Origin of the sequence: Arcobacter siniprincipis (SeqCode) (assembly GCF_048571125.1) — a bacterium.
Classification (GTDB): domain Bacteria; phylum Campylobacterota; class Campylobacteria; order Campylobacterales; family Arcobacteraceae; genus Arcobacter; species Arcobacter siniprincipis.
In genome coordinates this window covers 347,196-359,308 of sequence record NZ_CP182343.1, presented here as the reverse complement: position 1 = coordinate 359,308, position 12,113 = coordinate 347,196, and the positions used below count along the sequence as shown (strand labels likewise).

General features: G+C 27.8%; 10 protein-coding genes. 6 read left to right on the top strand and 4 right to left on the bottom strand.

Going from position 1 to position 12,113, the window contains the following annotated elements:
- Window positions 1–4 precede the first annotated feature (4 nt).
- Window positions 5–1,192 (bottom strand): TolC family protein, encoded by a 1,188-nt coding sequence (locus ACNI3D_RS01915; protein ID WP_419768049.1) that lies wholly within the window; start codon window positions 1,190–1,192, stop codon window positions 5–7.
- A 217-nt stretch (window positions 1,193–1,409) separates the two neighbouring features.
- Between ACNI3D_RS01915 and ACNI3D_RS01910 the strand changes: the two genes are divergently transcribed.
- The 6 genes from ACNI3D_RS01910 to ACNI3D_RS01885 all read left to right on the top strand — a co-directional run bounded on the left by ACNI3D_RS01910 (window position 1,410) and on the right by ACNI3D_RS01885 (window position 7,246).
- On the top strand, window positions 1,410–1,574 hold the full coding sequence (locus tag ACNI3D_RS01910; protein WP_164969764.1) for a hypothetical protein: 165 nt from the start codon (window positions 1,410–1,412) through the stop codon (window positions 1,572–1,574).
- Window positions 1,575–1,723: 149 nt separating this feature from the next.
- The gene (locus ACNI3D_RS01905; RefSeq protein ID WP_419768048.1) at window positions 1,724–3,073 is read left to right on the top strand and encodes an imelysin family protein; all 1,350 of its coding nucleotides are present in this window, start codon (window positions 1,724–1,726) and stop codon (window positions 3,071–3,073) included.
- On the top strand, window positions 3,057–4,343 hold the full coding sequence (locus tag ACNI3D_RS01900; protein ID WP_419768047.1) for a di-heme oxidoredictase family protein: 1,287 nt from the start codon (window positions 3,057–3,059) through the stop codon (window positions 4,341–4,343). Before ACNI3D_RS01905 ends, ACNI3D_RS01900 begins: the two co-directional genes overlap by 17 nt.
- Window positions 4,343–5,230 (top strand): imelysin family protein, encoded by an 888-nt coding sequence (locus ACNI3D_RS01895; protein ID WP_419768046.1) that lies wholly within the window; start codon window positions 4,343–4,345, stop codon window positions 5,228–5,230. Before ACNI3D_RS01900 ends, ACNI3D_RS01895 begins: the two co-directional genes overlap by 1 nt.
- A 1-nt stretch (window position 5,231) precedes the next feature.
- Window positions 5,232–6,137, top strand: a complete 906-nt coding sequence (locus ACNI3D_RS01890; RefSeq protein ID WP_419768045.1) for a sterol desaturase family protein — start codon at window positions 5,232–5,234, stop codon at window positions 6,135–6,137.
- On the top strand, window positions 6,134–7,246 hold the full coding sequence (locus ACNI3D_RS01885; RefSeq protein WP_419768044.1) for a cytochrome-c peroxidase: 1,113 nt from the start codon (window positions 6,134–6,136) through the stop codon (window positions 7,244–7,246). Before ACNI3D_RS01890 ends, ACNI3D_RS01885 begins: the two co-directional genes overlap by 4 nt.
- Before the next feature lie 21 nt (window positions 7,247–7,267).
- Here ACNI3D_RS01885 and ACNI3D_RS01880 read toward each other — a convergent pair whose 3' ends face one another.
- The 3 genes from ACNI3D_RS01880 to galU are packed head-to-tail and all read right to left on the bottom strand — an operon-like array spanning window position 7,268 to window position 12,078.
- Window positions 7,268–10,045 (bottom strand): DEAD/DEAH box helicase, encoded by a 2,778-nt coding sequence (locus ACNI3D_RS01880; RefSeq protein ID WP_419768043.1) that lies wholly within the window; start codon window positions 10,043–10,045, stop codon window positions 7,268–7,270.
- A gap of 1 nt (window position 10,046) precedes the next feature.
- Entirely contained in the window at window positions 10,047–11,243 is a 1,197-nt protein-coding gene (locus ACNI3D_RS01875; RefSeq protein WP_419768042.1) for a glucose-6-phosphate isomerase, read from the bottom strand.
- A 1-nt stretch (window position 11,244) separates the two neighbouring features.
- Complete coding sequence (gene galU / locus ACNI3D_RS01870) at window positions 11,245–12,078, bottom strand: UTP--glucose-1-phosphate uridylyltransferase GalU (RefSeq protein WP_129100962.1); 834 nt, start codon at window positions 12,076–12,078, stop codon at window positions 11,245–11,247.
- Between the last annotated feature and the right edge of the window lie 35 nt (window positions 12,079–12,113).

Genomic DNA, 12,113 nt, shown 5'->3' with positions numbered 1-12,113 from the left:
CTTTTTATACCTTTGTTTTAAAATATAATTTAGAATATTGAAGTTTTATATCAATATTATTTATTGTCAAATCATATTCATTAATTTTTTTTGTATTTTCCAATATCTCTAAATCATAATCAGAACTCATTCCTGATTCATTTGAATTCCGATTAGCATTTATTAATTCATCATATAAATTTAAATTTTCTTTTATAATTTTACTTTGTTGTTCATAAGTATCTATTTGAGTTAATATTTGTTCATACTCATACAAAGTTTCATCTTTTATATCATTAAGTGCAATTTTTTGTTTAAGAAGTTCTAATCTTGATTTTTCTACTGTACTAGATTTATTTATATCATAAATAGGCATAGATAAATTCAAAGAAATAGAACCATTTTTTGAAGTTGATTGCGTATCACTTTGAAGATTTTCATTTCTTGAATATGAATAATTTGTTCCCACTGAAAGTTGAGGAAGATACGAGCTCTTTAACTTTTTATAAGAACTATCTAAAACTTTCACTTTAGAATTTTCATATTTAATATTCAAATTATTTTTCAAAAATTTATTTTTGTCTATTATTTTAAAGTCAATCAAATCTATTTGGTTATATTTTAAATTTGTATATTTAGACAATTCATATTCTTTGTCTTTTAGTGAATTTATTAAAGATATATTCTCTTTGTATTGAGTATTTTTTGACATAATTGCATCATTTAATTCTGTAATATCTGCATTTCCAGCTTCATATTGAATTTTTTTTAAGATTAACTCTATTTCTTTATTTTTTAAAGAGTATTCACTTTGTTCAATTTGCAGTTTTACTTTTTTAATTTCTAATAAAGTCTCGTAAATTGTCTCTAAAATTGCTTTATTTTCAATCTCCCAAGCTATTAGATCAGAGTTTAGCACATCTTTTGCATTCTTGATTGTAAACTCTATTCCTCCTGATTTATATATTGATTGAGAAAATCCAATTGAAACACTTTTTGTTAAACTATCACTTTCAGAATTAAAAGAATGACTTCTGTTTAATCCTGAGCTAATAGTAATTGGAGCTATCCAATCATTTTTTGAAGATTCATAGTTCTTTTGTATTATCTTCTTTTCTGTTTGTCTTAGTACTTTTTTGCTATCTTTTAACACTTCTAATTCATTTGCATTAAGTAATGAACAGAGAACTAGCATAATAATTAGTTTATACAAAAGTTACCTTTTTTTATTTGTATTATATAAATAATTAATTAATAGTTTATTAACATAATCAATTTGGATAATCATTATTAATATTATAAGATATTCTACCTTTTAGCAAAAAAAACATAAAATATCTTAAATTTTAATGATAATAATTATCATTTTATCATAAATTAAGTTTTCTTTTTGTAGGATTATGAGAATTATTATCATAAAGGATTAATTCATGTCTGATTTACTTTTGAAAAGAGAAATTAGAAAAGTACTTAGAGAATCTGGTCTTGAAAAGAGTTCAAGAATGGTATGTTCAATAGTTAAAGTTTTGAATATGAAACATAAGAATATTGATTCAACTAAAGCACATTTATTTGCAAAAGAGTTGCTTGCTTAATCTAAAGAAAGGAATAAATGAAAAAGATACAGAATCATGAGATATTGCGCTTTTCTCTGACATCTGACTTATGTTGATTATGATGGTATAACAATTATAATAAAATCTAAACCAAGCGTAACTTACGCATTTTAAAAGGAAAATAAAATATGAATAACACAAAAAAACTACTAATCTCACTTTCAGTTGTAACTGCAATTGCACTAACTGGTTGCGTTACGGAATCAAATACTGGCACTAAACAAGAAGTTGTTAAATCAAAAACAATATTAGAAGCTTATGCTAATATTGCAATTGATAATTATACAGATGCATTAAATGATGCAAAAGCTTTGGTAACAGCAATTGATAAATTTGCTTCTAATCCTACAGAAGAAAGTTTACAAAATGCAAAAAATGCTTGGTTAACTTCAAGAGAAAGTTATGGTCAAACTGAAGCATTTAGATTATCAAATGGTCCAATTGATGCAGAAGATGGATGGGTTGCAAAAAGTTATGATGCCTTAGAAGGACAAATTAATGCTTGGCCATTAGATGAAAATATGATTGATTATACAATTGATGCAAATGGTAAAAAAACCGCAGGTAATATTATTGATACTGTTGGAGTATTTAATCCAGGAGGAGAAGATGCAAAACCAGTTGATGTAACAAAAATTACTGCTAATGCTATTTCAGAATTAAATGAAGATGGTGGAGAGGCAAATGTTGCAAGTGGATACCATGCTGTAGAATTTTTATTATGGGGACAAGATCAAGATTATTCAAATTTCTTAAAAGATTCAATTACAAATGGCCCAATGACTGCAGGTCAAAGACCATTAAGTGATTTTACAAGTGATGGAGATGCTCCAAGAAGATTAGAGTATTTAAAAGCTGCTTCACAAAAAATAGTAAGTGACTTAGAAGTTGTAACTTCTGCTTGGGCAAAAAATGTTGATGGAACTAAAGGATTATATAGAGCTGCTATTTTAGATCAATTAAAAGGTGATAATGCATCAAAAAACATCTCTCAAAATGATGCTTTAAAACAAATCATTGCAGGTATGGGTGTATTTATGAAATCAGAATTAGCAAATGAAAGAATTGCAGTTGCTGTATTAACACCATCTGAAGAAGATGAGCATTCTTGTTTCTCTGATAATACGCATAGAGATATCGCTATGAATTATCAAGGTTTCAAAAACATTTTAACTTCAACTTATAATGGGAAAAAATATGGCCCATCTCTTTTAGATAAAGTGGATGGAGATTCTAAAGCAAAAATTGAAAAACTTATGAAATCAATTGAAGAAAAAATTGCCTTAGTAGACGAAACTGCAAAAACAAAAGAACATTTTGATTATCAAATAAGACCAACAAGTCCTATGTCAAAAGTGATTGTAAAACTTAAAAATGAAATGAGAAAACTTGGTGATACTATGGTTGATGTTGCTAGTGCAAATGGAATAAGCTTAACAAAAGATGATGTAACAGACGCAGATGAAACTAAACTTTAATCTCTTAGCATTTTTACTATTATTTACAACAACTCTATATTCAACTCAACAAGAGATGAATAATGAAGATTATGATAAATATATATTAGGAAGAAGTTTTTTTACTATTCCTTGGGTTGAGGCACCTAGTGCCACAACTGCAAGGGATGGTCTTGGACCTTTGTTTAATGCAAATGCTTGCATAGCATGTCACCCAAACACTGCAAGAGGTGTTTTATACAATAAAAAAAATGAAGCTTCAAAGTCTTTAATTCCAAAACTTTCAATTGACTCAGATAATTCAAAATTGCATAAAAATATTTTAAAAAGAGATGGTTTTATTCCTGATCCAATTTATGGTGCTCAAATATCTATAAGTGGGGTACAAGGTGTTCCATATGAAGCAAATGTAAATATTGACTTTGAGAAAATAAAACTTTTTTTTGACAATAAAGAACACTATATTTATAAACCAAAATATACTTTAAAAAATCTAAATTATGGTCATCTTACTAATTCAACAAATATATCATACAAAATTGCTCCAACGCTTTATGGAATGGGTTTGCTTTCAAAAATAGATGAAAAATCAATTCTTGCAAATGTGGATGAAAATGATTCAAATCATGATGGAATAAGTGGAAGAGCAAATTATGTTTATTCAAAAATTACAAAAAAAGAAGAGTTAGGGAGATTTACATATAAAGCAAGTGTTGCTTTTGTAAAAGAACAAATAGCAAATGCAGCATTTAATGATATGGGATTGACAACAAGTCTTTTAAAAGGTGAGAATTGTACTAAATCTCAAACTGCTTGTTTAAAAGCTCCAAAAGCTAGAGATGAGATAGATATTACAGATGAAAGATTAGATGCAATTACTTATTATTTAGAAAATCTTCCAACTTATACTCCAACAAAAAGTAAAAACTTTGAAAAAGGTATAGAAGTATTTTCTAAGATTGGATGTACTTCTTGTCATGTGCCCTCATTAAAAGCAAATGACGGTACAGATATTTATACTTTTTCGGATCTTTTATTACATGATATGGGAGAGGGTTTAAGTGATGGAAGAAGTGAGTTTCAAGCTTCAAAAAATGAATTTAGAACAACTCCATTGTGGGGATATACTGTTGAAAAAAAAGCTTATAGATTATTACATGATGGACGAGCGAATACATTTCAAGAGGCTATTTTATGGCATGGAGGAGAAGCAACAAAGGCAAAAGAAAATTATGTTGCTTTAAATAAAAAAGAAAAGAAACTTTTAATTGAGTTTCTAAAAGGATTATAATGAAAAAAATATTTTTGATACTTATTATAAGTTTCATGTCATTATTTGCAAAAGATACTATGCTTGATTCTATTTTAAAAAATGTTTCAATAGTAAATGTTGACAATACTATAAAAAATGCACAAATTCTAAAAAAAGATTATTCTGCACAAAACTTTACTACTTTCATAAAATCATGGAAAAAAGTTGAAGCATTTTATTTTGCAGGAGATATTGATGATAATTATATTGATACTCCAAGATATATTGATGTATTTCATAATCTAAAAGAAGATCTTAGTGTTCAAATGCAAAGAGTTATTGACTCAAAAGATGAACCACAAATTGCACTTTTTAAAAACTCATTTAAAACGGTAAATGCTTTAGAGTATGTTTTATTTAATGATAAAACAATTACAAAAAGAGAAAAAGCAATAGCAGATGTTATTGTTGATTCTATTATCTCTAAGTTAGATGATATAAAAGAAGTTTATGAGGGTTATTTAACTAGAACTAAAAAAGATGACCTATGGGAAAATAGTTTAGTTATGAATACTTTAATTGCTAGTACTTATAAACTAAAAGAGTGGAGAATAAAGGTTCCCCATAAAGAAAAAGAGTATATTTTAAGTAATAATACAAATGCAGCAATTGTAGCTATATTAGAAGCAAATGAAGAGATTATAGGTGAACAAAAATATTACAATTTTGCAAATATGGCGAAAGAAAATGGAGCAAAAAAAGAGACTATAGAAGCACAAGCTTTATTAAACAAAGCTCTTAAAAGCGCAAAAAATAATTCAAAAGATTTGTATGATGCAGTAAATGAACTTCATGTATCTTACTTTTTATCTTTGATTGAACAACTTAGTATCACAGCTAAAATTTTAGAGGCTGATGGAGACTAAGTTGAACGATTTAATGGTATTTGGATATCTTATAAACCCAAATAAAAGAATCTTTTGGGTTTATATTATTTCATCGATTTTAATAACATTTATATATTTTATCTATACAAAAAAAAGTAATAAAGTAATATTGTCATCAAAGTTATGGTTACATCCAAGTGCAAAACTTGATTACTCTTACTTTTTTTTGGGATACTTTATAAATGTTTTTTTATTAATACCATTTATTTTAAGTGCAAAATCAGTGGCTTTTGCTGTTTCAAGATTTTTATATCTAAATTTTGGAATGGTTCAAAACACTTTTTTTTCATATAAAGAAACCCTACTTTTATATACCTTAGCTCTTTTTGTTTGTAGTGACTTTACAAGGTATATATTACATAGACTTTTACATGAAGTAAAATTCTTATGGGAATTTCACAAAGTTCATCATAGTGCAAAAGTTCTAAACCCACTTACTTTTTACAGAGTTCATCCAGTTGAAAATATACTTTTTGGACTAAGATATAGTTTAAGTGTTGGTTTTGTAACTGGTATATTTGTATATTTTTTTGGAGCTATGATTGATATTTATATGATATTTGGTGCAAATGTATTTATTGTTATTTTTTCCCTTTTAGGGTCAAACTTAAGACATACACATGTACCAATCTCATATGGTAAATATTTAGAAAAAATATTTATTTCCCCAAAGCAGCACCAAATACACCATAGTAATAAACACTTTGATAAAAACTATGGAGGATATTTGGCTATTTGGGATTATATGTTTGGAAGTTTAAAACTCTCAAAAGATGTAAAAGTTTTAAAATTCGGACTTAGAAAAGAACAAATGAAAGAATACACAACTATTAGAGGTATTTTATTTTTTCCTTTCAGAAACTTATTTAATAGGAGACAATTATGACAAAATCGATTTTAATTGCAAGTTTACTTTTTGTAAGCATGTACAGTAGTGAATTAACCCCACAAGAAACCTTAGGTAAAAGCCTATTTTTTGATAAAAACCTATCAAAAAATAAAACTATGTCTTGTGCAACATGTCACAATCCTGATATGGGATTTAGTGACCATAGAGGAAATGGTGTTTCAAATATGGCATCATTGGGAGATAATGGTAAATCAGTTGGTGGAAGAAATGCACCAACAGCATCATATGCGAATCAAACACCAAGCTTTCATTATGACAAAAAAGAAAAAGCTTATGTTGGTGGACAATTTTGGGATGGGAGAGCTAGTACTTTAGAAGACCAAGCAGGAGGACCACCTTTAAATCCAGTAGAAATGGAAATGCCAAATGAAAATGAGGTTATGAAAAGAGTACTAGAAAATCCATATTATGTAAGTGCTTTCAAAGATATTTATGGAAAAGACATATTCAAAGATCCTAAAAAAGCTTTTGTGGCTTTGACAAAAAGTATCGCAAGTTTTGAAAGAACAACAGAATTTTCACCATTTGATTCTAAATATGATAGATATTTAAGAGATGAATATGACTTAACTCCACTTGAAGATTTAGGGAAAGCTCTATTTTTCTCAAATAATAATAACTCTTGTTCAACTTGTCATGTTTTAAAAGGTGAAGATAAAGAAGGTGAGACATTTACAAACTTTCAATATCACAATATTGGAGTACCTGTAAATCATGCTTTAAATAAAAAAAGTGGTACAAAAAGTGCTGATGAAGGATTATTGGCAAATCCAACAGTTACAGATGTAAATCAAAAAGGGAAATTTAAAGTTCCAACACTAAGAAATGTGGCAGTTACAGGTCCATATATGCATAATGGTGTATTTAAAGATTTAAGAACTGTTATTGAGTTTTATGATAAATATAATAATCAAGAACGAACAATAAATCCAGAAACTGGTAAAAAATGGGCTGATCCAGAAGTTGAAGAAACTATTGCGAAAGAAGAATTAAAAGCACAAAAATTAACTGATAGAAAAGTTGATGCACTTGTGGCATTTCTAAAACTACTTACTGATAAAAAGTATGAGCACTTATTAAAATAGTTTTATTTAGAAGAGTATAATCTACTCTTCTAAAACCTTTGTAAACTCTTCATAAAGTCCATTTTGAACTTCTCTTTCAAGCTCTAAAGTTATATTTATAGGTTTATTACCATCATAAGATTTACTATTACAACGTCCCAGATAAATAAAGGGTTGAACCTTTTTATCTTCATGGGAGATCTTTCTTACAAACAGATGTAACCTTGTTTTGTATTTTATATTTTGAGTTAGCCTTAATCCATCACTTTTATCACTACTCATATTTGGTTTACTTACATAAGTGATTAAGTTTTTACTTAAAAAATTGTTTTTATATTTTGATGACTTTGATATCTTATCTTTTTGTAGGGTTATAAACAAAAAGAAATCGTCCTTATGCTTTAGAAAACCACTTCCTCTAAAGGAAGTATGTATTTTGTCAAGATTACATACTAAAGCTATATTTAGCATGTTGTAATTTTCATGAAGTTTTAAAAATGGTAAACCATAATTCTTTTCTTTGAAAGTTTGTTTGTAAGTTATAATTCCATAATTTAAACTATGTTCTAGGAAAACTTTTGCTTCTTTTTTTTCTAATATCTTTTCAAACTCTTTTGTAATAAAAAGTTTTTCATCTTTTAAATCTACAAGTTTTAGATATCTTTGCACTTGTAACTTATCAAAGAACTCTTGATTTAGATATCTAAAAGAGTGTTTTATTGTATCTTTACAAACAAAATCTAACTCTTTATTTAGTAAATCAAAAATCTGTTTTTCATCACAGGATTTATGAGTCAATAAATACTTCAAAATAACAAACTCATAAACTCTTTTTATGGGTAATAAAAACTCACAAAATCTTATTGCTTTTATAAAATTTTCATCTTGGCATAAAGCTTTTATCTCATCTTTATCTTCAACTTTTTGTAAAAACTCGATATATGATTTTGACTCGGAAATAAAATCAAGTGGAGTAATGTGGCCACTAAAAGCAATATAATCTTCAAGCATAGGAATTTTATTTGAAAGCAAAGATTTAAATTCATAATATTTTTGTTTTAAATACCTCATCGAATAGAAATTCTCTTTTTCAATTTGTTCCAATACTCTTTTTTTAGATATCTCATCCATGCTAATAAAAGCATGAGCAATATTTGCAAAATCATTTGAAAGTGCAATTTTCAAACTCTCTTTATCTATAATCTTATCACCTAATAATCCAAAGGCTACCATATAGGCTCTATTGTGATTACCAATAAAATCTAAAATAGTCACGAACTCTTTGTTTTTATGTTTTCGTAAACCTCGACCAAGTTGTTGCACAAAGACTATTGAAGAGTTTGTTGGTCGCAAAAAAAGTACACTATTGATTGAGGGAATATCAATTCCTTCATTAAAAATATCCACGCTACAAATCACTTCTAAGTCATGATTATCATCTTCTAAGTTTTTTATATACTCTTCTCTTTTTTCTATGGAGTCACCACTTGTTAAGGCAATAGACATGATTCCTTTTTTGCTAAACTCTTCAGCCATAAAGTTTGCATGCTCTTTTGAAGCACAAAAAGCTAAAGCTTTTCTTTTCTTACCATCAAAGGAATAAAAATCCATCTTTTCAATAATATAATCGACCCTTTTATTTACCATCAAAGCTTTAGATAACTGTGATATATTTAAAATATCAATATTTTCATAATCAATTGATTCAATATCGCATATTCCATAATAATGAAAAGGTGAGATTAAACTATGCTCCAAAGCATCACTAAGCCTTATATCACAAGCGATATTTTCATCAAAGACTTCATAAATATTTCCCTCATCACTTCTATTTGGAGTAGCTGTAAGTCCTAATAAAAATTTAGGCTCAAAGTAATCACAAATTTTTTCATAGCTAGGACTTGTGATATGATGAGCTTCATCAACTATTATATAATCAAAGTCATCTTTTAAAAAGTTTTCATAATTTGAACTGAGCGTTTGAATAGTAGTAAAAAGGTACTCTTTATCAAGCTCTTTTTTATTTCCCGTATATAGACCCATAGTTTTGTTTGGAATAATCTTCTCAAAACTATCTTTTGCTTTTATTAAAATATTTTCCCGATGAACTATAAATAAAACTCTTTTAGCCTCATATGCTTTTACATCAAAAGCTGCAAGATAAGTTTTCCCTGTACCAGTTGCTGCAAGCACTAAGGCTTTTGTTTGTCTCTTATCTCTTAGGTGTTGTAAATTATATAAAGCCTCTTCTTGCATGCTATTTTGTGTAAAACTACTTTTATATGTGAACTCTTCTATTTGGTTTTTAAAATAAAAAGTTTCATACTCACTTATAAATGAATCATTCACTTCAAAACTTTGGTTAAACAGAGTATCAAATTCATTTAATACCTCATTTGTAAAAATATCATCTTTTTTTGAGATAGTTTTTATATTCCATTCCACATTGCTTTTAAAAGCACTTGCTGTTATATTTGAAGAGCCAAGAAGTATCTTATAATCATCTTCAAACTCAAAGATATATGCTTTAGTGTGAAAACCTTTTTGAAAATGACTTGTATCATAGATTTTAAGCTCAATATCTTCATATTCAAGTAGTTTTTTTAAGGCTTTTGGTTGGGTGAAGTTTAAATATGTGGAAGTTAGGATTTTGCCCTTAATTGCATTCTTTTGACAAAACTCCAAACTATCAAGTAAAAGTTGCACCCCTGAGAAGTTTATAAAAGCTACAGAGAAATAGTAGCTTTTACATGTTCTTAAAAGTTTTGTTAAATGGGTATAAAAATTACTATTAGACCCATTTGTAATAAGAGAATTCACTTTATTTTAGTTTTTCTTTTAGAATGATTTTACCTGTTTCTACACCTGGTTGATCATAGGTATTTATCTGTACAAATTTTCCTACAATTGAAGTTAATAACTCATAAGAGAACATTAGTTTTCCTATATTAAATTCATCTTGTGATTGGATAGTTATCACATCACAAGGGATATCATCTAATGTTCCTATTGCTTCAATTGTTGCATCAGCTTGTTTGTTTATCAAATCTTTAAATTTAATATCATTTAAATAATCTAACTCTTCCAACCCCTCCAAAGATAAATCAGGAATGGTCATCTCATCTTGAAAATCTTCTATTTTTATAAAGGTAACCGTCTTATCCCTTTTACCCTCAACTATTAGTTGTAAAAAAGAGTGTTGGTCAATCGGTCCTACTAATCCAATAGGTGTTAAGGCTTGTTTTGTTCCATTTATATTTATCTTTCCTAAACTCTCTCCCCAAAGTTGAACATACCATTTATTAAAACCCTCAAGTAAAAGGGAATAAGAAAATACAACATTTATATTAAATCTATTTTTATTTTCAACTAAGAATCTAGCTTTTTCCATAAGTAAAGAATAATATTCATCTTTAGAAAAAAAGCTATCACTTACTTCTTTACAACCACTTAATAACTCATCTATATCTAAACCCATAATTGCTAATGGTACAAGTCCTACAGTTGAAAATACAGAAAACCTACCACCCACATCTTTTGGGATTTCAAAAGTTTTAATATCCCTAGAGTTTGCAAAAGTTTTTAGCTTACTATCATTTTCTGTTATGCATATGGTATTTTTAGAATCTATATTTATAAGTGTGTGTAAGTATTTTAAAATACTAACTGTTTCAACTGTTGTTCCTGACTTACTTATTATTATAAAAAGTGCATCATTTAGATTTATTTTACTAATTCTTCTTTGTAAATCTAGAGGGTCTGTAGATTCTAAAAAGTGAAGTTTTTTATCATTTTCTTTATGTTGTAAAAACTTATGAATAGCAAAAGTTCCTAAAGAACTTCCACCAATACCTACAACAACTATGTCTTTTTGAGTTACCGTTTTTGCAAACTCTTTTATTTCACTTGTATCTTGATATGGAAGATTATAATAGCCTATATAACCCTTCTCTTTTTCTATTTTTTCAAATATTTCTTTATTTGATTTTATTTGATAAAAGTTTTTATTATATTTCATCTTATTTCGCTTTATTATAAAAATGATTTGTAGCTTCTACAAAACCATCAATACTTCCACAATCAAACCTTTTACCTTTGAACTTATATCCTATTACCATATTCTCTTTTGCTTGTATCATAAGAGAATCAGTGATTTGAAGTTCTCCATTTTTACCTGGTTTTGTATTTTTTATTATTTCATAAATATCAGGTGTTAAAATATATCTTCCAATAATTGCAAGATTTGATGGAGCATCTTTAGGATCTGGTTTTTCTACCATATTGCTTATCATAAAAATACCATCTTCTATCTCTTTACCCTCTATTACTCCATACTTATATGTTTCATCTCTTGGCACTTCTTCAATGGCTACGATTGAGCATTTGTACTTTTCATAAAGCTCTACCATTTGCGCTAAAACTCCACTTCCTTCATGGTCACATAAATCATCTGCAAGTATTACAGCAAAAGGTTCATTGCCTATTAAAGTTTCCCCACCTGTTAAAATAGCATGACCTAAACCTTTCATCTCTATTTGTCTTGTATATGAAAATGTACACTTTTCTATTACACTTCTTATTTCAGTTAAGTAGTGTTCTTTGCTTGTACCTTTTATTTGATGTTCTAACTCATAAGAAATATCAAAATGATCTTCTATAGCTCTTTTACCTCGTCCTGTTACTATTGCCATGGTATCCATGCCAGCAGCAATTGCTTCTTCTACTCCATATTGAATAAGTGGTTTAGTAAGTATTGGTAACATCTCTTTAGGTGTTGCTTTTGTAGCAGGTAAAAATCTAGTCCCATATCCAGCAGCTGGAAAAAGACACTTTCTAATAAGTTTTTGTTTCATCTTTTATCTCATTTGTTTATTTATTTTTAAGATTG

What these genes read in the sequence shown, in the direction of transcription:
- ACNI3D_RS01875 (WP_419768042.1), bottom strand. Translation starts at nt 11,243, where the DNA reads ATGAAATATAATAAAAACTTTTATCAAATAAAATCAAATAAAGAAATA.
- galU (WP_129100962.1), bottom strand. Translation starts at nt 12,078, where the DNA reads ATGAAACAAAAACTTATTAGAAAGTGTCTTTTTCCAGCTGCTGGATAT.
- ACNI3D_RS01900 (WP_419768047.1), top strand. Translation starts at nt 3,057, where the DNA reads ATGAAACTAAACTTTAATCTCTTAGCATTTTTACTATTATTTACAACA.
- ACNI3D_RS01910 (WP_164969764.1), top strand. Translation starts at nt 1,410, where the DNA reads ATGTCTGATTTACTTTTGAAAAGAGAAATTAGAAAAGTACTTAGAGAA.
- ACNI3D_RS01895 (WP_419768046.1), top strand. Translation starts at nt 4,343, where the DNA reads ATGAAAAAAATATTTTTGATACTTATTATAAGTTTCATGTCATTATTT.
- ACNI3D_RS01905 (WP_419768048.1), top strand. Translation starts at nt 1,724, where the DNA reads ATGAATAACACAAAAAAACTACTAATCTCACTTTCAGTTGTAACTGCA.
- ACNI3D_RS01885 (WP_419768044.1), top strand. Translation starts at nt 6,134, where the DNA reads ATGACAAAATCGATTTTAATTGCAAGTTTACTTTTTGTAAGCATGTAC.